Origin of the sequence: Rhodococcus sp. TAF43 (genome assembly GCF_052113525.1) — a bacterium.
Taxonomy (GTDB): domain Bacteria; phylum Actinomycetota; class Actinomycetes; order Mycobacteriales; family Mycobacteriaceae; genus Prescottella.
In genome coordinates this window covers 1-22,180 of the sequence record NZ_JBFRDL010000056.1, presented here as the reverse complement: position 1 = coordinate 22,180, position 22,180 = coordinate 1, and the positions used below count along the sequence as shown (strand labels likewise).

The following is a 22,180-nucleotide window of genomic DNA, read 5'->3' as shown; positions in this document are numbered from 1 at the left end:
TCCGCAGACTCATTGCAGGGCCTCCGAGATGGGCCCGAGTGCCAGGGCCGGGAAGAAGGTGAGGGCCGCGACCAGCACGACGGTGCCGGTGAGCAGGCCCGCGAACATGGGGCCGGACGTAGGCAGGGTGCCGGCGCCGGCAGGTGTCTTGCGCTGTGCGGACAACGATCCCGCGAGCGCCAGGACGAAGAGGATCGGCAGGAAGCGGCCGAGCAGCATACACACACCGAGGGCCGACTGGAACCAGTCGCTGGTCACGGTGAGGCCACCGAAGGCACTGCCGTTGTTGTTCGACGCCGACGCGAACGCGTAGAGCACCTCGCTGAATCCGTGGATGGATCCCGGCGTGCCCGGATCGCCGCTGTTGCCGAGGTATCCGACGGTGGATCCGAGGATCACGGTGATCCCGGTGCCGATCAGCACCAGGGCGGGCATCACGAGCACGGACAACGCCGCGAGGGTGATCTCACGCTGTCCCAGCTTCTTGCCGAGGTACTCGGGCGTCCGGCCGACCAGCAGGCCACCGACGAACACCGCGATCAGTGCGAGCACGAGGATGCCGTAAAGACCCGTACCGACACCGCCGGGAGCGATCTCACCGAGCAGCATGTTGAGCAGCACGGCGCCGCCGCCGAGCGGCGACATACTGTCGTGCGCGGAGTTCACCGCGCCGGTGCTGGTTCCGGTCGTGGTGACCGCGAACAGCGCCGATCCGGGGATTCCGAACCGCACTTCCTTGCCCTCCATCATCGAACCGGCCGCGGTGGCCGCGACACCGCGCGCCCCGGACTCGGCGGCCAGGGTGACCGCGAGCAGTCCGAAGTACAGGGTCGACATGACAGCGAGCAGCGTCAGGCCCTGCCGGCGATCACCGACCATGGTGCCGAACGTGCGCGTCAGGCTCACCGGGATGAGGAGGATCGCGAGGATCTCGACGATGTTGGTGAGCGGGGTCGGGTTCTCGAACGGGTGCGCCGAGTTGGCTGCCAGGATGCCGCCGCCGTTGGTGCCGAGTTCCTTGATCGCTTCCTGTGACGCGACGGGCGCCAGCGCGTTGGTGACGCCGTTTCCGTCGAGCCCGGTCGACGCGAATCCGGTATGGAACGACTGGATCACGCCCTGGCTCAGCAGGATCAGCGCGATCACGAACGCAATGGGCAGCAGGATCCGCAGGCAGCCGCGGGTGAGGTCCACCCAGAAGTTGCCGATTTCACCGCCGCGCGAGACGCGGACGAATCCACGGATCAGGGCCGCGGCCACCGCCATACCGACCGCCGCGGAGACGAAGTTCTGCACCGCCAGGCCGGCGGACTGGGTGAGGTGGCTCATCGTCGTCTCGGGTACGTACGACTGCCAGTTGGTGTTCGCGACGAAGGATGCCGCCGTGTTGAAGGCCACGGCCGGACTCACACCTTCGAGCCCGCCGTTCAGCGGTAGTACTCCTTGCACGCGCTGCAGGAAGTAGAGGAACACGACGCTCGCGGCCGAGAACCCGAGCAGGCTTCCGGCGTAGCCGTACCAGGTCTGTTCGGCACGGGGGTTGATCCGGCAGAGCCGGTACAGCAGGGACTCGATGCGCAGATCGCCCGATCGGAGATCTGTGTCGGTGGTGTAGACCTTCGCCATGTAGTCACCGACGGGGACATACAGAATCGCAAGCACGGCCACGACCAGTGCTATCTGCAGTCCCGCTGCGAGAGCGGGATTCATGTGGGTATGACCTCTCGGAGACTAGAACCGCTCGGGGTTCAGGAGCGCGATGAGCAGGTAGATCACCAGGGCAGCGGCGATCACGACGACGGCTACGGTGACCGTCCCCGCGACGGTCACCGCATGCTCCGCGCCTGAAGACCTCGCAGCACGAGCGCGCAGACGGTGAAAACACCGATGATCAACCCGACGTAGGCCATATCAGCCATGGCGTTCCTCTTCGACTTCCTCATGGATCAGGGCGCCGCATCTCGACGCTCACTGTGGAGCGTGCACCCGTTTCTGCCATGCAGCCGTCGCTCTTACGCTCTACTGACGCCGCCATCCGAGGTCATTGACACGATCTTTACGCGCCCTCGTGCCTCGCTGTGAGCGCGCGCACCGACGCCGGGACCGGCACGTCGTCACGGACCCAGGTCGCCCGGACCGGCTCTGCCGCAATCGTTCGCATCGGAACCAGTCCCGCCCAGACGTCAGGATTCCCATCGCCCGGGCCGGGCGGGCCGGAACGGGCCTTGACCGTCCACTGCCCCGGATCGATCGGCAACGCAATCGTCAGGGTCGCCGCAAGCTCCTTGCGGGTGGATTCCCGGACCTCGCCGCTGCGCCCGGGTATGAGGGCGTCGGACAGCGCGACGAGGGCGGTCTCGGCCACGTCGTCGGGAACCMGCTCGAGGTTTCCCCGCACCACCGCCGACCTGTAGTTCGCCGAGGAGTTGAAAAGGTTGTCGGCCACCACGATCGCGTCGAGCAGCGTGATGCTCAGGGCGGCGGGTGCGCCGGCCGCGACATGCCTGAGTGCACCGGCACCGGTCGATCCGTGCAGCAGGATCCGGTCACCGACGCGCGCGTACAGCATCGGCACGGCCCACGGGAGGCCGTCGACGACCGTCGCGAGGGTGCCGACGGCCGCCGCGTCCAGCACGGCGTCCAGGTCGGCGCGGTCGGGGCGGGAGCGTTCGGGAAGTCGGCGGATTCGCCCCAGTTCGGGGGTAGTTGTAGTCACGGTTCCAGCCTGGCCCAATTCCGGTCTCGTATACAGAACCAGAATCGGCGATCATTGCAGACCAGTATTGTGACGGCATGGCCCGCACCTCGCGCGATGTACACCTGCATCTCGAACTCGCGCCGGCCGGCGAACCTCTGCGCCGGCGCGTCGCCGCCGCGATCGTGGAGGCCGTGCGCACGGGCGCCCTCGGCCCGGGAGACGTCCTCCCCGCCTCACGGTCCCTGGCCGCCGATCTCGGGATCTCACGGACGGTGGTCGTCGACGCCTACGACGAGTTGGCGGCCGCGGGCTACGTGGTCACCCGGGCCGGGTCCGATACCCGGATCGCTCCCGGCGCCGACGCCGCGGCCCGTGCCGGCGTCGGTTCGCACGTCGCGCCGACCGTCCTTCCCGACGAGAATGCGCCGAACGACCACCGGGACAACACGATCGATCTCTCCCCCGGATACCCCGACACCGGCCTCATCTCGGACCGGGACTGGCGCAGCGCGTGGCGCGGCGTGACCTCCGCACCCGTCCCCCACCGCGTTCCGGGGCCGGACGAACACCTGCTTCTGCGCGAGGCGCTCGCGGTGCACCTGCGTCGGACCCGCGGGATCGCCGTTCGTCCGGACGAACTCGTGATCGTGCCGGGAGTGCTGTCGGCACTTCGCGCCCTCGCCGCGGCCCGCGGACTGTCCGGCCGTCATCTCGCATTCGAGGAACCCGGATACTCGAGGGCGCGACACACCCTCGAATCCGCGGGCGCGCTCGTCCGCCCGGTCCCGGTCGACCACGACGGCCTGGACCCGGCGCTGATCCGGCAGACCGACGCTGCGGTGTACTGCACACCGGCACACCAGTATCCGATCGGTGCACGGATGCCGGCCGCACGCCGCGCACGACTCGTCTCCGATGCACTCACCGCGGATCGCCTCCTGATCGAGGACGACTACGACGGCGAATTCCGATACGGCGTTTCGACACTGCCGGCGCTGCGGTCGATCGACGGGGGCCACGACTGCGTGGCGTACGTCGGTACCGCATCGAAGATCCTGTCCCCCGCCCTACGGCTCGCGTGGCTCGTCCCGCCGAGACCGATGCTGACCGCGGTCCGCCAGGCGCTGCAGATCAGCGGGGAATCCGCCTCCACGATCACCTCCGCCGCTCTCGCACGGTTCATCGAATCCGGCTCGCTCAGCAGGCATCTGGCCCGTGCCGCGCGAACCTACTCGGCCCGCAGACAGTCGTTCGTCGACAGCCTGCGCAGACACCTGCCCGACGTCGAGCCGAGCGGCGTCGAGGCAGGGTTGCACGTGGCGCTGCGCCTGCCCGACGGGGTCGACGATGCCGCGATCGCGGCGGAACTGGAACGACGGGGAGTGACGGTTCGGGGGCTGGGGGCGTATCGAATACGCGACGACGGCCCGCGCGGACTGTTGTGCGGCTACGCGCGGTTGCCCGAATCGCGGGCCGATGCCGCGGCGAGGGTGATCGCCGATGTCATCCGCGAATCGACCGGGGCCGCGGCCGGCACTTGGGACAGCTGCACGACGAACGGTTCGTGAACCTGCCCTGGTCGTACAGGTAGTCGCGTGCTCCCAGCGCATGCGTCCGCACTGCCCTACTCGGAGTCGAGTCCACTTGCCGGGGCCCGCAAGACAATCGGTCGGGACGGTGTGCCCGCCTCCGTCATCGGCTCCCGAAGTCCGAGCCGCTCTTCCTCGGCAGCAGACTCGCTCACGGCGGATATCGCCTGTTGCAGCCGAAGGAAATCCGCCCATCCACCGTCGCACTCGATCGAGGGCAGCCCGAAGCTCTCCGCTCGTCGCGCCCAGGTCAAATGCACCTCGGTGAAGCGTTCGGGATCCTCCACGTGCTGGCAGAGAACGTCGTCGAAGGCGACGTCGTGCGCTACTACCTCAACCGCCACCCCGAACAACGGATGCTCGGCTGACACTTCTACAGCGACTTCCTCTGCGATCCCCGAGTGCGACATGTCGCATTCTTCACTGGGCCGGGCAGTGGCGCACCAGCCTTCGGGCAATGCGGAGAGCTGTGACTCGGTCAGGGGCATGCGCTTCATCCGCGAACGAGGCGGGGCCGCGGCTGGCACTTGGGACAGCTGTACGACGAGCGGTTCATGAACTTCTCGCGCCGGATGGGCGCACCGCATCGCCGGCACGGCAGATTCTCCTGCCCGTATGCGGCGAGCGAGCGGTCGAAGTAGCCGGACTGCCCGTTCACGTTGACGTACAACGCGTCGAACGACGTGCCGCCCTGTGCGAGCGCCTCGGTCATGACGGATTCGACCGCCTCGAGGAGGCTGCGCAGTCGCGGTCCACTGATCTTGTCCGTCGGGCGATTGCCGTGAATCTCGGCGCGCCACAGGGCCTCGTCGGCGTAGATGTTCCCCACTCCCGACACGACCGTCTGGTCGAGCAGGGCCCGCTTGATCTCGGTGTGCTTGCCCCGCAACACCTTCACGACCCGGTCGGGGTCGAATCGCGGATCCAGTGGGTCGCGGGCGATGTGCGCCACCGAATCCGGTAGTTCCGTGCCGTCGACCGTGACGAGATCGGCGAGCGCCCACCCACCGAATGTGCGCTGATCGACGAAGCGCAGGTCGGTTCCCGACGCGAGCCGGGCCCGGATCCGCAGGTGCTTCTCGTCGGCGGCCGAGGGTTCCTGCACGAGCATCTGGCCGCTCATCCCGAGGTGGACGACCAGCGCGACGTTGCTCGGCTCGAGGATCAGCCAGAGATACTTGCCGCGACGCTCAGCGGCGGCGATGGTCTCGCCCTCGATCCGACGGGCCATGTCGATCGAACCGGGCAGGTGCCGACGGACCGCACGGGGATGCAGCACGTCGACCCTGTCGACGGTGTGGCCGACGACGTGAGCCTCGAGGCCACGTCGGACGACCTCGACCTCGGGAAGTTCGGGCACGGTCCGTCTCGCTCGATTCGAAGGGTTACTTCTCGGCGACGGACTCGTCGGCCCCGGCAGGTCCCGAAGACTGGGCGGCCTCAGCGGACCCGGCCGCCTCGGACAGCGCACTCCAGGCCGTGCTGGCGGCCTTCTGCTCCGCTTCCTTCTTGGAACGACCCACACCCACACCGAGGGCGCCACCGGCGACGACGACCGTCGCGGTGAATTCCTTGTCGTGGTCCGGACCGGTCGCGGTGATCTCGTACACCGGCACGCCGACTCCGCGTTCCGCGGTGAGTTCCTGGAGGCTGGTCTTCCAGTCCAGGCCGGCACCCAGTTTCGGAGCGCGGGCGAGCAGATCGGCGAACAGGTCGAGCACTACCCGACGGGCGGTGTCGATGCCGTGTTCCAGGTGGATCGCGCCGAGGAGCGACTCCATGCCGTCGGCGAGGATGCTGGGCTTGTCACGGCCGCCCGTCATCTCCTCACCCTTGCCGAGGAGTAGATGCGCACCGAGCCCGCCCGGGCCGAGACCACGCGCGACCTCGGCCAAGGCATGCATGTTCACGATGCTGGCGCGAATCTTCGCGAGTTCGCCCTCGGACTTCTCCGGGTGCGCGAGATAGAGCCGCTCGGTGATCGTCAGTCCGAGGACCGAGTCGCCGAGGAACTCGAGACGCTCGTTGGTGGGCAACCCGCCGTGCTCGTACGCGTACGAGCGGTGCGTGATCGCCAACGTCAACAGCGGCTCCTGCAGAGGCACGCCAAGAGCGGCGAGGAGCGATGCGTGATCCCCCTCGCCGCCGGCGGGTGCTGTATTGCTTTTTATGCTGGTCACAGCGCCACAGAACAGACTAGACCGCGGCGGTAACCTGACGGCCCTTGTAGGTGCCGCAAGACGGGCACGCGACGTGGGGCAGGGTCTTCTCGCCACAGCCACGGTTGGGGCAGGTGATGAGGGTGGGCGCAGTGGTCTTCCACTGGCTCCGTCGCGACCTCGTGTTGGACCGCGACATTCTGCGCTTGGGAACAGCCACGTCTACTTCTCCTCGTTGATCTTGCTGGCATCAGCATGTGCATTGCTGGCTTCGGATCCTGCACCGAATTTGGCTGCGAGCCCAGCCCAGCGAGGATCCATTGTCTCATGACTGTGTCCCGATTCGGCAATCGCCAGGCGAACGCCACATTCGGGGCACAGTCCCTCACAATCGTCGCTGCACAACGGCTGGAGCGGAAGCTCCAATCCGACGGCATCGACGATCACCGGCTCGAGGTCGATCTCGTCGTCCACGATCCGGTAGACCTCATCCTCCTCGGTGGTCTCCTCGGTGGCGCTGTCCGGGTACGCGAACAGTTCCGTGAGGTGAAGATCCACCGTGTCGGTGAACGGCTCGAGGCACCGTGAGCACTCGCCCACCGTGTCCGCGTGAACGGACCCGGTGACGAGGACACCCTCGGACACCGACTCGAGCCGTAGGTCGAGCTCCACGTCCGTGCCCTTTTCGATCGCGACCAGGTCGAGACCGATCCGATTGGGAGCCGGTACCACCCGCGACACAGTGTGCATCGAACCTGGACGACGGCCCAGCGAGAGCGTGTCCAGCACGAAACCCGCGTCCCGAGTGGGGCGCGAGGAACTGGGATGATGGGAAGGCAACGAATTCTCTTTCAGGAAGCACATGGAACGGGCAACCATTCCACGGTACGCGATCAGGTGCCCAGGAAGGAAATCGGTAGGAAATCGGCCGGAAATCGGTAGGAAACCAGTAGAAAATCGGCCTGAAGACGGCCGGATTCGGGGTCGCCGGAAAGGCCGGTACTACGGGCCTACTACCGCCGACGTTCGCCGTAGCCGGCGTCGTAGTCCGGAACCCCGGTACCGGTCCGCAACTGCTGCCGACCCCGTCCGACCGACCGGATGGTGCCGTTCAGGAAGTCCTCGAACTCGGCGAGCTTGGTGTCGACGTACAGGTCGCACTCCGAACGCAGGCGATCCGATTCCGCGTGGGCCGCATCGATCACCCGCGCCGACTCGGCGTTGGCGGCCTGTACGACCTCGGCCTGCGAGACGAGCCGTTCCTGCTCGGCGACACCGTCGGCGACCGACCGCTCGTACGACGCCTTGCCGGACTCGATCATGCGGTCCGACTCGGCCCGCGCACGGCCTGTCACCGAGTCGTACTCGCGCTGGCCCTCGGCCACGGTGGCGTCCGCCTCGTCGCGGGCGTCGTGCACCAACTGTTCGGCGTGCGACCGCGCCTCGGCGACCATCCGGTCGGCCTGCGCCTTGGCATCGGCGAGGATGCGGTCCGCGTTCTCGCGGGCATCGGTGACCGTCTCGTGCGCCTGCGCGTTCGCGCTCGACACGGTCTGCTCCGCGTTCTGGCGTGCGTCGCCGACGAGCTTGTCCCGGTGGTCCAGGACGTCCTGCGCGTCGTCCAGCTCGCCAGGAATCGCGTCCCGCACGTCATCCAGTAGCTCGAGCACGTCGCCACGCGGAACGACGCACCCCGCGGTCATCGGAACTCCACGCGCCTCCTCGACGATCGCGACAAGCTCGTCGAGTGCCTCGAATACCCGGTACACGCACAACCCCAATCGTCAGTGCCATCGCTGGTGCTGGAATCCAGTCTGCCCCAGTTGCGGCGGCTCAGCCGCCGCGGCTGCCGGTGTGTCGGCCGTTGTGTTGCGCTCGACAGCCGGACGGCGCGGCCGAGCGGGACCGTCCGACCCGTTCAGGAGTTCTCGGCGGCCCGTTCGGCGATCCTGCTCATCAGCCGCGCATGCACCTTCTCGGGGACCATGTCCGCCACGTCGCCACCGAACGTCGCGACCTCCTTGACCAGCGAGCTGGACAGGAAACTGTAGGTGGGATTGGTCGGGATGAAGAGGGTGTCGACACCCGAGAGCTTCTGGTTCATCTGCGCCATCTGCAGCTCGTAGTCGAAGTCGTTGGCACCGCGCAGGCCCTTGACGATCGCCGAGATCCCTTGCGACTTGGCGTAATCCACCAGCAGTCCGTGCCACGACGCGACCCGCACGTTGGACAGGTGGCTGGTGGCGTCCTCGAGCATCTCGATGCGCTCGTCGACGGTGAACAGACCACGCTTGCTCTTGTTGATCATCACGGTCACGATGACTTCGTCGAACAGCGCCGCGGCGCGTCCGATCACGTCCAGGTGACCGTTCGTCACGGGGTCGAAGGATCCAGGGCACACAGCGCCAGTCATGAATCCAGACCGTAGCAGGTGGCGACCTCGATTCTGGTCTCGCCGTAGCGCTTGACGCGCTCGGCGCGCATGCCCTCGGGCCACGACGTCTCCGGCGAGCGCGACGACCGTTCGACGACCACGATCGATCCCTCCCCGACCCAGCCGTTGTCCAGCAGCGCGGCGAGGGCGGCAGTCACCGCGTCCTCGCTCACGGCGTACGGCGGATCGGCCAGTACGACGTCGTATTCACGTTCCGCCGTGCCGCCCACGACGGCCGCGACCGGTGCGGTCCGCACGACCGCACCGGACAGGCCGACGTCCGCCACGTTCTGCTTGATGACGGCGGCCGCCTTCGTATCCGACTCGACGAGCAACACGTGCTCGGCGCCGCGGGAGAGCGCCTCGAGCCCGAGGGCGCCGGAACCTGCGTACAGGTCGAGCACGGCGGCGCCCTCGAGGTCGATACGGCTGTCGAGCGAACTGAACAGGGCCTCGCGGACTCGTTCGGACGTCGGCCGGGTCCCGCTCGCGGGAACCTTCAAACGTCTGCCTCCGGCACGGCCGGCGACGATTCTTGTCACGCTGCAGTCCTGTTCACTCGCCTGGTCGTCAGTCGTTGCCGGCGGTCTCCCGTGTCGAGACGACCGCCAGGAGGTCGCCGCCCTCGACCTGCTGGACGCCGCCGATGGCAACGCGCGTGACGATACCGCTGCGGGGTGCTGTGATCGCCGCCTCCATCTTCATGGCCTCGATCGTCGCGACGGTGTCGCCCGCGGTGACGTGCTGCCCCTCGCCGACGACGAGGGTGACGACGCCGGCGAACGGCGCAGCGATGTGGGCGGGGTTGTTCTTGTCGGCCTTCTCCGCGGCCGGGACCTCGCTGGCGATGGAGCGGTCACGGACCGACACCGGGCGGAGTTGGCCGTTGAGGATGCACATGACGGTGCGGTAGCCGCGCTCGTCAGGTTCGGAGATGGCCTCGAGTCCGATGAGCAGTTCGACGCCCTTACCGAGCTTGACACGGTGTTCCTCGCTGCGGCGCAGGCCGTAGAAGAACTGGTTGGCCGAGAGCTGCGAGGTGTCGCCGTACTTGTCGCGGTGCTCCTCGAACTCCTTGGTGGGGCCGGGGAACAGCAGCCGGTTGAGCGTGGCCTGGCGTTCCTTCGACGACCCCGACAGACCCTTCTCGTCCTCCGCGGTCAGCGGGGTTTCCGGCTTCGCGGCGCCGCGGCCTTCGAGGGCCTTGCTGCGGAACGGTTCGGGCCAGCCGCCGGGCGGGGTGCCGAGTTCGCCGCGCAGGAATCCGACGACGGAGTCGGGGATGTCGAACTTGGCGGGGTCGGCGGCGAATTCGTCGGCCGCGACGTCGGCGCCGACGAGGTGCAGGGCGAGGTCGCCGACGACCTTGGACGACGGGGTGACCTTGACGAGGCGGCCGAGCATGCGGTCGGCGGCGGCGTACTTGGCCTCGACCTCCTCGAACCGGTCACCGAGCCCGAGGGCGATGGCCTGCTGGCGCAGGTTCGAGAGCTGCCCGCCGGGGATCTCGTGGGTGTAGACGCGTCCGGTCGGGGCCGGCAGGCCGGACTCGAACGGCGCGTACACCTTTCGCAGGGCCTCCCAGTAGGGCTCGAGGTCGCACACGGCCTGGAGGTCGATGCCGGTGTCGTGTTCGCTGTGCGCGGCGGCCGCGACGATCGCCGAGAGCGCGGGCTGGCTGGTGGTGCCGGCGAGCGGGGCGGCGGCGCCGTCGACGGCGTCCGCACCGGCCTGCCAGGCGGCGAGGTAGGTCGCGAGCTGGCCACCGGGGGTGTCGTGGGTGTGCACGTGCACGGGCAGGTCGAAGTTTGAACGCAGCGCGGACACGAGCTTCGCCGCGGCCGGGGCGCGCAGCAGTCCGGCCATGTCCTTGATCGCCAGGATGTGGGCACCGGCCTCGACGATCTCCTCGGCGAGGTGGAGGTAGTAGTCGAGGGTGTAGAGGTTCTCGTTGGGGTTCGACAGGTCGCCGGTGTAGGAGAGCGCGACCTCGGCGACGGTGGTGCCCGTCTCGCGGACGGCCTCGATCGCGGGACGCATCTGGTCGACGTTGTTGAGGGCGTCGAAGATCCGGAAGATGTCGATTCCGGTGTCGGCGGCCTCCTGCACGAACGCGCGCGTCACCTTCTCCGGGTACGGGGTGTAGCCGACGGTGTTACGGCCGCGCAGCAGCATCTGCAGGTTGATGTTCGGGACGGACTCCCGCAGAGCCGCGAGGCGGTACCAGGGGTCCTCGTGCAGGAACCGCAGCGCCACGTCGTAGGTCGCGCCGCCCCACGCCTCGATCGACAGCAGTTCGGGCGTCATCCGCGCGACGTGGCCGGCGACGTCGAGCAGACCGGAGGTGCGCACGCGGGTCGCGAGCAGCGACTGGTGCGCATCCCGGAACGTGGTGTCGGTGACCGCAAGCGCCTTCTGCTCGCGCAGTGCCTTCGCGAACCCCTCCGGGCCGAGCGCCAGCAGCTTCTGGCGGGAGCCGTCCGGGGCCGGAGCGGACAGGTCGATCGTCGGCAGCTTGTCCTGCGGGTACACGGTGGTCGGCCGGGCGCCGTGCGGCTTGTTGACCGTGACGTCCGCCAGGTAGTTGAGGATCTTGGTGCCGCGGTCTGCCGAGCTGCGCAGAGTCAGCAACTCGGGACGCTCCTCGATGAAGGAGGTCGTGACGCGTCCCGCGCGGAAGTCCGCGTCGTCCAGCACTGCCTGCAGGAACGGGATGTTCGTCGACACGCCGCGAATGCGGAACTCGGTGACGGCGCGACGGGCCCGCGCGACGGCGGCCTCGAGGTCGCGGCCGCGGCAGGTGAGCTTGACGAGCATCGAGTCGAAGTAGGCACCCACCTCGGCGCCCAGGTTCGCGCCGCCGTCGAGGCGGACGCCCGCGCCGCCCGGGGTGCGGTATGCGGTGATGCGGCCGGTGTCGGGGCGGAACCCGTTGGCCGGGTCCTCGGTGGTGATGCGGCACTGCAGGGCCGCCCCGCGGATCGTGATCGACTCCTGCGACAGGCCCAGATCGGCGAGGGTCTCACCGGAGGCGATGCGCAGCTGCGCCTGCACCAGGTCGACGTCGGTGATCTCCTCGGTGACCGTGTGCTCCACCTGGATCCGTGGATTCATCTCGATGAACACGTGATTGCCGCGGGTGTCGAGGAGGAACTCGACCGTGCCGGCGCACTGGTAGCCGATCTGCTTCGCGAACGCGACCGCATCCGCGCAGATCCGATCCCGCAGTGCCGGATCGAGATTCGGCGCCGGCGCCAGCTCGATCACCTTCTGGTGACGGCGCTGGACCGAGCAGTCCCGCTCGAACAGGTGGATCACCCCGCCCTGGCCGTCGGCCAGGATCTGCACCTCGATGTGGCGGGGGTCGATCACCGCCTGCTCGAGGAACACCGTCGGGTCACCGAACGCCGACTCCGCCTCACGCGAGGCGGCCTCGATCGATTCACGCAACTGCGCCCGCTCGGCGACCCGGCGCATGCCACGTCCGCCACCACCGGCGACGGCCTTGACGAAGACCGGGAACTCCATGTCCTCCGCTGCCGCGAGCAACTCCTCCACGTCCGCCGACGGCTCGGACGACGCCAGCACCGGCAGACCCGCCGCCTTCGCCGCCGCGATCGCGCGCGCCTTGTTGCCGGTCAGCTCGAGGATCTCCGCCGACGGGCCGACGAACGTGATGCCCTTCGCCGCGCACGCCGCCGCCAGATCGGGGTTCTCCGACAGGAATCCGTAGCCGGGGTAGATCGCGTCCGCGCCGGCCCGCTCGGCCGCCGACACGATCTCCTCGACCGACAGGTACGCGCGGACCGGGTGGCCGACCTCGCCGATCTGGTAGGCCTCGTCGGCCTTCAGACGGTGCACCGAGTTGCGGTCTTCGTACGGGAACACCGCGACCGTTCCGGCGCCCAGTTCGTAGGCGGCACGGAACGCGCGGATCGCGATTTCGCCGCGGTTGGCGACGAGAACTTTGGTGAACATGGGAAGAAAAGTACCGTGCCGCAGGCCACTCCGCGGAGGCACCCTCTCACGATGCGGGATGCTTCGCAAGCTTCACAAATCTCGCCCCTGACGTGCAAAATTGGCAAGTTTGCAAACAAGAGAAGAACCGTGCTGGACAGACACCCGCCAGACCGTTCGTGCGGTTCCGCGTGGCCGGATCCGGCACGGTTTTCCGGCTAGGACTTCTCCAGGAATTCGATCTTCTCGGCGTCCAGCGCGGACGTCACCATCGCCGCCAGTCCGGGATGCTCGGTGAGGTCCGGATCGGACTCGGTGACCCGGCGCGCAAATTCCTGCGCAGCGGCGATGACGTCCTCGTGCTCGAGGAGCGAGAGCAGTCGTAGTGTCGTGACACTGCCCGACTGCGCAGACCCCAGGATGTCGCCCTCGCGCCGCTGCCGCAGATCGAGCTGGGCCAGTTCGAATCCGTCGTTGGTGCCTGCGACGGCACTGAGCCGCTCGAAGGCAGGTGACCCCGGAAGCATCTCGGTGATGAGGATGCACAGCCCCTGATGGCCACCGCGGCCCACACGGCCACGCAACTGGTGCAACTGGCTCACGCCGAAGCGGTCCGCGTCGACGAGCACCATGACCGTGGCGTTGGGGACGTCGACACCGACCTCCACCACCGTGGTGCAGACCAGCACGTCGATCGCGCCTTCCGAGAAGTCGCGCATCACCGCGTCCTTCTCGTCCGACGGCAGCCGCCCGTGCAGCAGACCGACCCGCAGGTCGCGCATGGGACCGGACCTCAACTCGTCGAACAGCTCGACCGCGGACTTGGTGTCCGGCGGCTCCTTGCCCGCCTTGATCATGTCGGCTTCGCTGTCGCCGTCACCGATCCGCGAGCACACGACATACGCCTGGCGGCCGTCCGCGACCTCCTCTCGGATCCGCTCCCACGCCCGGGCCACCCACTGCGGTTTCTCCCGCGCCGCGACGACATTGCTCACGATCGGCGAGCGGCCGCGCGGCAGCTGCCGGAGCGTCGACGTCTCGAGGTCACCGAGCACCGTCATCGCGATGGTGCGCGGAATCGGCGTCGCGGTCATCACCAGCAGGTGTGGGCTCAGTCCGTCACGGGCCCGGGAGCGCAGTTCGTCACGCTGTTCGACGCCGAACCGATGCTGCTCGTCGACCACGACGAACCCGAGGTTGAAGAACTGGACATTGTCCTGGATCAGCGCGTGCGTACCGATCACGATGCCGGCGTCGCCGGTCACAATGTCGAGCAGGGCGGCGCGCTTGACGGCCGTCGACATCGATCCCGTCAGCAGGGTGACTTTGGTGGCAAGGTCCTCGGCGCCGAGTTCACCCGCGATCCCGAGCGGTCCGAGCATCGCGCGCAGCGACCGGTCATGCTGCGCGGCGAGCACCTCGGTGGGTGCGAGCAGCGCGCACTGGTACCCGGCGTCGACGGCCTGCAGCATCGCCCGCAGCGCGACGATCGTCTTTCCCGAGCCCACCTCGCCCTGCAGCAACCGGTTCATCGGATGTGGGCAGGCCAGGTCGGCGGAAATCTCCTGCGCCACCTCCTTCTGCCCGTCGGTCAGCTCGAACGGCAACCGCCGGTCGAACTCCGCGGCCAGGCCGTCCGGCTTCGCCGGACACTGCGGCGCGACGCGGGCCGCGACGTCCCGCCGACGCCGGGCCAGGACCAGCTGCAGCGCCGCGGCTTCGTCGAACCGGAGACGCTCCTGCGCCCGCGCGATGTCGTCACGGGTGTCGGGGAGGTGGACCGTGCGCAACGCCTCGTCGAGCCCGATCAGCCCGTGCTCGTCCCGGATCGATCGCGGCAGGGGATCTTCCACCTCGTCGAGCTGATCGAGCACCTGACGGACGCACCGCAGCAGGGTCCAGCTCTCGACCTCACGAGTGGCCGGGTAGAGCGGAATCAGTTCGCGATCGAATATCGACATGTCCACCGCCGCCCCGGAATCCTGCGTGGCGCGCGCCAACCCGGCCAGCGCCCCGGCGCCCTGCACGTGTGCCATGGGCACGATCGGATCCTCGGACTCTTCCGGCTCCGGCAGGATCAGGTAGCTGGGATGGGTCAGGCTCCACTTGCCCCGGAAGTACTTGACGGTGCCCGAGAACATCGCGCGCACGCCCTTGCGGACCGCGTGCTTGACCTTGTGCGGATTGAAGAAGGTGACGTCGACGCTCTGCGACTCCGCGGCGAGTACGACCTTGAGCATCTGCCCGCGTCGGCTCTTCATGTTCACGACATCCGCGGACACGACGCGGGCGATGATCGTGACGTGGGAGCCCTCCTCGGGTTCCTTCTCCGTCAGTTCCCGACCCTGCGCCGCGTACCGGTGCGGATAGTGCCGCAGCAGGTCCTCGACCGTACGGATGTCGAACGCCTCACCGAGGGCGTCGGCGGTCTTCGCACCCAGCAGGTGGTCGAGCCGGTCGCTCAGCGTCGCCATGCCAAGTCCTCCTGACCGCGCGCATCCCGTTCCGTCGCCCATCGCATCCCCGTTGCCCATCGCATCGACACAGTCGCCATCCACTCGCCCTCTACTCGACCCCGAACTGCAACAGGTCGCGGCTCTGCCCGCCTGTATAAACCATGACCTCGACACCGGGGTGCCGGGACGTGATGTAGCCGGCGACCCGCTCCCCCAGCTCGTCGGTGGCCTTTGCGCCCAACAGAATGGTCACCAGTTCGCCGCCGGCACCCAGGACGAGATCCACGAGACGACATCCCGCCGCCGCGACGTCCCGCTCGATCACCACCACCTCGTGACCGACCAGCCCCAGCCCGTCGCCCGGCTCGCAGGTCCCGACGTAGGTGAGCGCGCGTTCGTCGGCGATCCGCAGCGAGCCCCACCTCGTGGCCGCAGCGGCCTCCGACATCGCGAATGCGTCGTCGACCGCGATCCGATCGGCGTCGTGGACCGCGATCGCCGCCAGCGCCTGGACCGTCGACGAGCTCGGCAGGAACACGACCTCCCGGTCGTCCGCACGCGCCTGGGCGCCGACCGCGACCAGGTCCTGGGCGGCGAGTGCGCCGTTGGGCAGCACCATCACCTCACCGTGACCGGTGGCGCGGATCGCGGCGAGCAGTTGCGCCCGCGTGATCGTGCCGTCGGACCGCAGCACGTGCGCACCCTCCTGCGCGAACAGTTCCGCCGCACCCTCACCCTCGACGACCGACAGCACGGCGCGCGGAGCCGCCCCCAGCTCACGCGGTCGTTCGGTGCGGGTGGCGTCGAGCACGAAACACGTGATCCGGACACCGCGCAGGCGGCCGGCGTCCAGCCCCGCCTCGACCGCGGCACCGGCGTCGCTGCAGTGCACGTGCACCGACCAGGTGGCCGAACCGTCGCTGCCGTCACTGACGATGACCACCGAGTCGCCCAGTTCGCACAGCCGCGCGCGCAGTCGCGCGATGTGGTCCGCGTCCGTCTCCGCGACCAGGTACATCACCTCGTAGTCCTGGCCCGACACGGCATGCGCGACGTGGTCGACGACGCAGGTGTTCTCGCCGTCTCGCTCGTCCGCGCCCGGAGTCCGGAACGGGGCACGCTCCGGGGCCTGCCCGGTGACGACCTCGACCAGGGCATCGAGGATGACGACCAGCCCGCGGCCGCCCGCATCGACCACACCGGCCGCACCGAGGACGTCCAACTGCGTCGGCGTGCGCATCAACGCTTCGGCGGCCGCGTCCGCGGCCAGCGTCGCGATCTCGGACAGCCGCGCGTCCGCGTGCCCCTGCTCGGCCGCGTCGGCGGCCGCCGCCAGAACGGTCACGATCGTGCCCTCCATCGGAACACTCACGGCCTCGAGCGCGAGGGCCGCGGCATGCCGCAACGCCGAGCGCAGTGTCCGGGCATCGATCAGATCGGTGTCCGCGGCCTCGGCCACCCCGCGCAGAACCTGGGAGAGGATCGCCCCCGAGTTTCCGCGGGCACCGGTCACCGCGCCGCGCGCGAGCGCCTTCGCGACGCCGGACGCGCTCGCCGCGGCACTGCCCAGAGAAGACAGTGCGTCGACCGCCGACCGCATGGTCGCCAACAGATTGGTTCCGGTGTCGGCGTCCGGCACGGGGAAGACATTGAGGTCGTTGATCTCGTCGCAGTGCTTCTCGATACCGGCGGCACAGGCGCGGGCCCATCGGTGCAGCGCCGTGCCGTCCACCGTCTCCAGGACCTCGAGCAATCGCCTGTCCTCTCCCTGCACCGGTTCCACACGCTGACGGGACGCGCTCCCTATAGAAGAGGTGGCCCCGGCAGCCAAGCCTAGCGGTGGGTCCGACATACCCGTGGTGGCCCGAGCGCGGCGACCGTGTACGTTCGTTCGCGTCCTTCGTTCTTGGGCCCGACGGTGTGTGTTTTCTCCGTGGGTCCGATGATTTGGCCAATCCGTGCAGATGCGGTTACCCTTGCAGGGTTGCCTCGCACGAGTGGTTCTACTTCGCGTGTTCGTAGGCAAGCACAAGACAATGTTTCACTATCACAAGGAGTTCGCGACTATGGCTGCCGTCTGCGACGTATGCGCCAAGGGGCCCGGCTTCGGTAAGTCGGTCTCGCACTCGCACCGGCGTACCAACCGTCGCTGGAACCCGAACATCCAGACCGTTCGCGCTCAGGTTGCCCCCGGCAACACCCAGAAGCTGAACGTCTGCACCTCCTGCCTCAAGGCAGGCAAGGTCGTCCGCGGCTGATTCGGCCACCAGGACAGTCTTCGACTGAACCCCCGACACCCTCGGTGTCGGGGGTTCAGTCGTCTTCGGGGCAGATCAGGGCAGGTCGGGTACGGATCCGTCGCGGTAGGTGGGACCGAACTTCCGATCGGTTCGGGTCCGGCGGCTACTGTGCTCACGTGACTGCAACTGACGCACCGAGCAATGTCCGCATCGAGGACGGTGTCCTGCGGGTGGCCGTGGCCACCTCCGCGAACGGAACCTCTCTCGACATCGACGGAATCACCGAAGCCACCACCGCCCTGCGCGAGGCCGGCAGCGAGATCGGCGCCGTGCTACTCGCCGGCGACGGCGCGAACTTCTGCGCGGGCGGCAACGTACGGGCATTCGCGTCGGCGGAGAAGCGTGGCGAGTTCGTCGGCGAGGTGGCGGCCGCGTTCCACGAGTTCGTCCGCGCGCTCGACGCGACGACCGTTCCGATCGTCGCGGCCGTCCACGGGTGGGCGGCCGGCGCCGGCATGAGCATCGTGTGCCTGTCCGACATCGCGATCGGTGGAACGTCGACCAAGCTGCGTCCGGCGTACCCGTCCATCGGGTTCACCCCGGACGGCGGCATGTCGTGGACGCTCCCCCGGGTCGTCGGCGCGTCCCGGGCCCGCGAGATCCTCCTCACCGACGCGGTGCTGAACGGCGAGGAAGCCGTGCGTCTCGGAATTCTCAGCCGCCTCGTCGAGGACGATCAGGTGTACGACGAGGCGCTGCGCGTGGCACGCACCCTCGCCGCCGGACCGACCGCCGCGTACTCGGGCATCAAGACACTGTTCACGAGCAGCCGCACCAACACGCTGTCCGAGCAGCTCGACGCCGAGACCGCGTCGATCTCCGCGGCCGCCGACGGCCCGACCGGACGCGAGGGCGTCGACGCGTTCGTCGAGAAGCGCCGCCCGGACTTCTCGTCCGTTCGCAACGCGTAGTTGCGATCCGCGGATCCCGGTCGCCCGTCAGGCCTCCACGGTCACGGCGACCGGGGTCCGGTCCGCACGAAGGTGCACCTTCGGCCAGTAGCCATCCATGAAGGCCTGCTCGAACAATCCCTCGTCGTCGGAGAGATCGATCCCGAAATCGCCCGAGTGGTAGACGGTGACGGCCTCCACGCCGAACCCGGCGACGAACCGCGCACGATCTTCGTCGGTGTCGCCTTCGTCACGCCCCCACTCCCACAGGTAGCCGACGGCCGCATCGTGAACCGCCGTCAGATCCGCCAGGATGTCACGCACCACCGGTAGCAACTCTTCGATCCGCGCGCGGCTCACGCCGTCGAACAGCACCCCGACGGGCCGACCGCCGAACCTGCCGGCCTCCGGGATCTCCGCCGTGTAGCCCATGACCGACGGCACTCGCACGACGATCTCACCCAACACCGGATCGCTCAGCGGCACGTCCGAACCCGACACCTCGATATCGGCGGCCGGAAGGTTCGGAGCATCGAGGAAGGCCCGCTCGTCCTGCTCCTCGTAGTGCGGATTTTCCTGGGCCGGCACGAGGTACGGGACGATGGACAACTGCCCGGGCGACGCGGCGAGGATCCGGCCGTCGTCGGAGTGCAGGTGCACTCGGTTCGCCTCGTGGGCGACCGTCGCGACCCGGAACCGGCGGGGAACCGGGCGCGACCGCCTGCCGATCTCGAGGACCTGACCGTCTTCCGTGTCCAGCACGCGGACGGATTCGACAGGTGTGGTCATGATCGACACCCTGACGACGAACCGGTCCTCACGGCAGCCGCCAATCCACCGGGTCCGCACCGAGATCCGCGAGCAGTTCGTTGGCGCGACTGAACGGGCGCGACCCGAAGAATCCGCGCCGCGCCGACAGCGGCGACGGGTGCGCCGACTCGATGGTCGGGACGTCGCCGAGCATCGGCTTCAGCGTCGACGCATCGCGCCCCCACAGGATCGCCACCATTGGCGCCTGCCGTTCCACCAGTGCCCGGATTGCCTGTTCGGTCACCGTCTCCCAGCCCTTGCGACGGTGCGAGCCGGCGTCACCGGGCGCGACGGTGAGCACCCTGTTGAGTAACAGCACGCCGTGCTCGGTCCACGGCGTGAGGTCGCCGTTGGACGGGGTCGGGTAGCCGAGGTCCTCGGTGTACTCGGCGAAGATGTTGTTCAGGCTCCGCGGCACCGGCCGGACATCCGGCGCCACCGAGAAGCTCAGTCCCACAGCATGACCCGGAGTCGGGTACGGATCCTGACCCACGATCAGCACCCGCACGTCCTCGAACGGGTTCGTGAAAGCTCGCAGGACGTTCTCCCCGCTGGGAAGGTAGCTACGACCGTCCGCGATCTCCGCGCGCAGGAACTCCCCCATCTCGGCGATGCGACCCTCGACGGGCGCGAGGGCCTTCGCCCATCCGGGATCGACCAGATCGGCCAGCGCCTTGGCCGCCATCAGTCGAGCCTGCGCAGCGCGTCACGGTAGAACGCGGCATTGGCCTGGTACAGCTTGACGTTGAGGTCGAGGTGCCCCTCGGGAACCTCGTACCCCTCGCGGACCTTCGCCGGCACGCCCAGCGCCATGCTGCGCGGCGGCACCTCGAACTTGAACGGGACCACCGCTCCCGCACCGATGACCGAACCCGCGCCGACGACGGATCCATTGAGGACGACCGATCCGGACGCGATGAGGCAGTTGTCGCCGATCGTCGCACCCTCGATGTGCGCGTTGTGGCCGACGACGCACCCGGCACCGATGATCGTGGCGTCGATCGAGGTGCAGTGGACGATCGTGCCGTCCTGGATGTTGGTGCCCGCGCCGACACTGATGGTGCCGTAGTCGCCGCGCAGGACAGCCTGCGGCCAGATCGAGACGCCCGACCCCAGCGTGACGGCGCCGATCACGACGGCGTCAGGATGGACGTATGCGTCCGGCGCGATGTCCGGCTCGCGATCACCGAGTGCGTAGATAGCCATGCCTGCAACCTATCCCGCGTCGAAGCTCTGCCAGCCGCCGGACACCGTCCACGGGTGCCCGTCGACGAGCACCGCAGGACCGTCCTCACCGCCGGCGACCTCGCCGATCACCGTCCACCCGTCGGGCGGGGGCGTCCCGGCGGGGAACGTCGCGGCGAGGGCGTGGTCCTCGCCGCCGGTCAGGATCCAGTCCCACGGATCGACCCCCACCCGCTGCGCCGCGGCGACCAGCATCCGGTCGAGCTCGATCTTGTTCCGGTCGATCCGGATCCGGACGCCGGACGCCTCCGCGATGTGCCCCAGATCCGCGACGAGTCCGTCGGAGATGTCGGTCATGGCCGACGCGCCACCGCGGGCGGCCTCGATGCCGGCGCGGTACGGCGGCGTCGGCACCCGGTGCGCGGCGACGAGCGCGGCAGACACCTCGTCGGTGTCCTCCCCCGGACGCGCAAGGTCGGCGAGCAGCAGCGCGAGCCCCGCGGCCGACCGCCCGAGCGTGCCCGCGACCGCGACGACCTCGCCCGGAACTGCTCCCGCCCGGAGGACCGGCGCGCGCCCCTCGAGGTCCCCGAGCACCGTGACCGACACGACGACGTGGTCGGACTGCACCAGGTCGCCGCCCACCACTCCGGCGTCCAGCGCCTCGGCCGCGAGCCCGATTCCTTCCGAGATCCCCGCAGCCACCGACACCGGGGTGTCGGAGGGGCAGCCCAGCGACACCAGAAAGGCCGTCGGCCGGGCACCCATCGCGGCGATGTCCGCGCCGTTCTGCGCCACCGCTTTTCGACCCACCTCCTCGGGAGTGGACCAATCGAGGCGAAAGTGCCGGCCCTCGACCAGCATGTCCGCCGACACCGCGACCCTGCCGTCGGCCGCGCGCACCACCGCGGCGTCGTCCCCCGGCCCGAGGAGCGTGGTCGCCGGCTGCCGGCGGCCCTCGACCGCCCGTCCGATCACCGCGAACTCGCCGATGTCGGCGACCGTGCGATCGGCGTCGTCGCGCCTGGGTCCTGCGGTGTCGATGATCGGCCTCCCAGCGTCGGTCCCGGTGGTGGATGGTCCAGCCGTGCCGGGTCACGGGTTCGAGTCCCGCGACTGCGGTACCTTTTATTTGCGGCCGGTATCCCGGCACGGAATGCCGGAGGCGGCGTTCCGGGGGTCCCGGATCTCTCGAGACTCTACCGAGATACCGGCGCACGACGACGGGAAGGGACGGACCCGCGGTGCAGGCTTTCGTACTGATTCAGACCGAGGTCGGCAAAGCCGCTGCAGTCGCGGCCACGCTCTCACGCATCCCGGGGGTCGACTCCGCCGAGGACGTGGTCGGACCCTACGACGTGATCGCCCGCGTGGGCGCACACGGCGAGAACGGACTGTCCGACGTCGTCGACGACATGAAGAAGGTTCAGGGCATCACCCGAATCCTGACCTGCCAGATCGCGGCACCGACCGCACCGACCGAGAACTGAGATGTCCGAACCCGAACACACCCCATCCGAGCAGACCGAACAGCACCGTGCGGAGCCGCAGGAGAAGGAGAAGCGCAGTCCCGCACTGATCGCGACAGCCATCGCGCTTCCGGTCGCCCTCGTCGTCGGCGTGATCGCCGCGGCTGCCATCGCCGGCCGCACACCGGTCACCGAGCCCGTCGGCCTCGGCCCCGTCCAGGCGCCCGCCGCAC

The 22,180-nt window shown here is 68.8% G+C and carries 22 protein-coding genes and 1 pseudogene; 5 read left to right on the top strand and 18 right to left on the bottom strand.

Annotation, left to right across the window (positions count from 1 at the left end; translation table 11 throughout):
- Positions 1-9: 9 nt before the first annotated feature.
- The 3 genes from kdpA to AB4Z09_RS25265 all read right to left on the bottom strand — a co-directional run bounded on the left by kdpA (position 10) and on the right by AB4Z09_RS25265 (position 2,695).
- A complete protein-coding gene (gene kdpA / locus AB4Z09_RS25275) occupies positions 10-1,710 on the bottom strand; it encodes a potassium-transporting ATPase subunit KdpA (RefSeq protein WP_114722479.1) in 1,701 nt (566 codons plus the stop codon).
- A gap of 21 nt (positions 1,711-1,731) precedes the next feature.
- On the bottom strand, positions 1,732-1,830 hold the full coding sequence (kdpF, locus tag AB4Z09_RS25270) for a K(+)-transporting ATPase subunit F (protein WP_114722480.1): 99 nt from the start codon (positions 1,828-1,830) through the stop codon (positions 1,732-1,734).
- Between the two features lie 226 nt (positions 1,831-2,056).
- On the bottom strand, positions 2,057-2,695 hold the full coding sequence (locus tag AB4Z09_RS25265) for a pyridoxamine 5'-phosphate oxidase family protein (protein WP_442240944.1): 639 nt from the start codon (positions 2,693-2,695) through the stop codon (positions 2,057-2,059).
- A 98-nt stretch (positions 2,696-2,793) separates the two neighbouring features.
- Here AB4Z09_RS25265 and pdxR point away from each other — a divergent pair, with 98 nt between their 5' ends.
- A complete protein-coding gene (gene pdxR / locus AB4Z09_RS25260; protein ID WP_442240939.1) occupies positions 2,794-4,266 on the top strand; it encodes a MocR-like pyridoxine biosynthesis transcription factor PdxR in 1,473 nt (490 codons plus the stop codon).
- 56 nt (positions 4,267-4,322) lie between these two features.
- Here pdxR and AB4Z09_RS25255 read toward each other — a convergent pair whose 3' ends face one another.
- The 11 genes from AB4Z09_RS25255 to AB4Z09_RS25205 all read right to left on the bottom strand — a co-directional run bounded on the left by AB4Z09_RS25255 (position 4,323) and on the right by AB4Z09_RS25205 (position 17,046).
- The gene (locus AB4Z09_RS25255) at positions 4,323-4,775 is read right to left on the bottom strand and encodes a hypothetical protein (RefSeq protein ID WP_442240938.1); all 453 of its coding nucleotides are present in this window, start codon (positions 4,773-4,775) and stop codon (positions 4,323-4,325) included.
- A gap of 5 nt (positions 4,776-4,780) precedes the next feature.
- Positions 4,781-5,647 carry a bifunctional DNA-formamidopyrimidine glycosylase/DNA-(apurinic or apyrimidinic site) lyase gene (mutM, locus tag AB4Z09_RS25250; RefSeq protein WP_114722483.1) on the bottom strand — a complete coding sequence of 289 codons (867 nt, stop codon included), beginning with the start codon at positions 5,645-5,647 and terminating at the stop codon, positions 4,781-4,783.
- A gap of 25 nt (positions 5,648-5,672) precedes the next feature.
- Complete coding sequence (gene rnc / locus AB4Z09_RS25245; RefSeq protein ID WP_442240937.1) at positions 5,673-6,467, bottom strand: ribonuclease III; 795 nt, start codon at positions 6,465-6,467, stop codon at positions 5,673-5,675.
- 16 nt (positions 6,468-6,483) lie between these two features.
- The gene (gene rpmF / locus AB4Z09_RS25240; RefSeq protein ID WP_081880878.1) at positions 6,484-6,666 is read right to left on the bottom strand and encodes a 50S ribosomal protein L32; all 183 of its coding nucleotides are present in this window, start codon (positions 6,664-6,666) and stop codon (positions 6,484-6,486) included.
- Positions 6,667-6,668: 2 nt separating this feature from the next.
- The gene (locus AB4Z09_RS25235; RefSeq protein ID WP_442240943.1) at positions 6,669-7,310 is read right to left on the bottom strand and encodes a YceD family protein; all 642 of its coding nucleotides are present in this window, start codon (positions 7,308-7,310) and stop codon (positions 6,669-6,671) included.
- A 149-nt stretch (positions 7,311-7,459) separates the two neighbouring features.
- On the bottom strand, positions 7,460-8,215 hold the full coding sequence (locus tag AB4Z09_RS25230) for a DivIVA domain-containing protein (RefSeq protein ID WP_114722485.1): 756 nt from the start codon (positions 8,213-8,215) through the stop codon (positions 7,460-7,462).
- A gap of 149 nt (positions 8,216-8,364) precedes the next feature.
- A complete protein-coding gene (gene coaD / locus AB4Z09_RS25225) occupies positions 8,365-8,859 on the bottom strand; it encodes a pantetheine-phosphate adenylyltransferase (protein WP_114722486.1) in 495 nt (164 codons plus the stop codon).
- Complete coding sequence (gene rsmD / locus AB4Z09_RS25220) at positions 8,856-9,422, bottom strand: 16S rRNA (guanine(966)-N(2))-methyltransferase RsmD (RefSeq protein ID WP_114722487.1); 567 nt, start codon at positions 9,420-9,422, stop codon at positions 8,856-8,858. The genes coaD and rsmD overlap by 4 nt, the downstream gene beginning before the upstream one ends.
- 28 nt (positions 9,423-9,450) lie before the next feature.
- Positions 9,451-12,858 (bottom strand): pyruvate carboxylase, encoded by a 3,408-nt coding sequence (locus AB4Z09_RS25215; protein ID WP_442240936.1) that lies wholly within the window; start codon positions 12,856-12,858, stop codon positions 9,451-9,453.
- A gap of 197 nt (positions 12,859-13,055) precedes the next feature.
- Entirely contained in the window at positions 13,056-15,311 is a 2,256-nt protein-coding gene (gene recG, locus AB4Z09_RS25210; RefSeq protein WP_442240935.1) for an ATP-dependent DNA helicase RecG, read from the bottom strand.
- A 91-nt stretch (positions 15,312-15,402) separates the two neighbouring features.
- Positions 15,403-17,046, bottom strand: a complete 1,644-nt coding sequence (locus AB4Z09_RS25205) for a DAK2 domain-containing protein (protein WP_258557956.1) — start codon at positions 17,044-17,046, stop codon at positions 15,403-15,405.
- A gap of 313 nt (positions 17,047-17,359) precedes the next feature.
- Here AB4Z09_RS25205 and rpmB point away from each other — a divergent pair, with 313 nt between their 5' ends.
- The gene (gene rpmB, locus AB4Z09_RS25200) at positions 17,360-17,551 is read left to right on the top strand and encodes a 50S ribosomal protein L28 (RefSeq protein ID WP_031940602.1); all 192 of its coding nucleotides are present in this window, start codon (positions 17,360-17,362) and stop codon (positions 17,549-17,551) included.
- A 158-nt stretch (positions 17,552-17,709) separates the two neighbouring features.
- On the top strand, positions 17,710-18,504 hold the full coding sequence (locus AB4Z09_RS25195; protein WP_114722491.1) for an enoyl-CoA hydratase/isomerase family protein: 795 nt from the start codon (positions 17,710-17,712) through the stop codon (positions 18,502-18,504).
- A gap of 27 nt (positions 18,505-18,531) precedes the next feature.
- Here AB4Z09_RS25195 and AB4Z09_RS25190 read toward each other — a convergent pair whose 3' ends face one another.
- Genes AB4Z09_RS25190 through AB4Z09_RS25175 form a run of 4 tightly spaced genes read right to left on the bottom strand, consistent with a single transcriptional unit; the run spans position 18,532 to position 21,522 of the window.
- Complete coding sequence (locus tag AB4Z09_RS25190; protein WP_147283536.1) at positions 18,532-19,272, bottom strand: hypothetical protein; 741 nt, start codon at positions 19,270-19,272, stop codon at positions 18,532-18,534.
- Between the two features lie 28 nt (positions 19,273-19,300).
- The gene (locus AB4Z09_RS25185; protein WP_429519880.1) at positions 19,301-19,978 is read right to left on the bottom strand and encodes a uracil-DNA glycosylase; all 678 of its coding nucleotides are present in this window, start codon (positions 19,976-19,978) and stop codon (positions 19,301-19,303) included.
- A complete protein-coding gene (locus tag AB4Z09_RS25180; RefSeq protein ID WP_442240934.1) occupies positions 19,978-20,499 on the bottom strand; it encodes a gamma carbonic anhydrase family protein in 522 nt (173 codons plus the stop codon). The genes AB4Z09_RS25185 and AB4Z09_RS25180 overlap by 1 nt, the downstream gene beginning before the upstream one ends.
- Positions 20,500-20,508: 9 nt before the next feature.
- Positions 20,509-21,522, bottom strand: a complete 1,014-nt coding sequence (locus tag AB4Z09_RS25175) for a thiamine-phosphate kinase (RefSeq protein ID WP_442240942.1) — start codon at positions 21,520-21,522, stop codon at positions 20,509-20,511.
- 200 nt (positions 21,523-21,722) lie between these two features.
- Here AB4Z09_RS25175 and AB4Z09_RS25170 point away from each other — a divergent pair, with 200 nt between their 5' ends.
- Both AB4Z09_RS25170 and AB4Z09_RS25165 read left to right on the top strand, forming a co-directional pair.
- Positions 21,723-21,968, top strand: a complete 246-nt coding sequence (locus tag AB4Z09_RS25170; protein WP_114722495.1) for an Lrp/AsnC ligand binding domain-containing protein — start codon at positions 21,723-21,725, stop codon at positions 21,966-21,968.
- 1 nt (position 21,969) lies between these two features.
- Positions 21,970-22,180 (top strand): annotated as a pseudogene (locus AB4Z09_RS25165) (DUF3515 domain-containing protein); the annotation flags it as partial.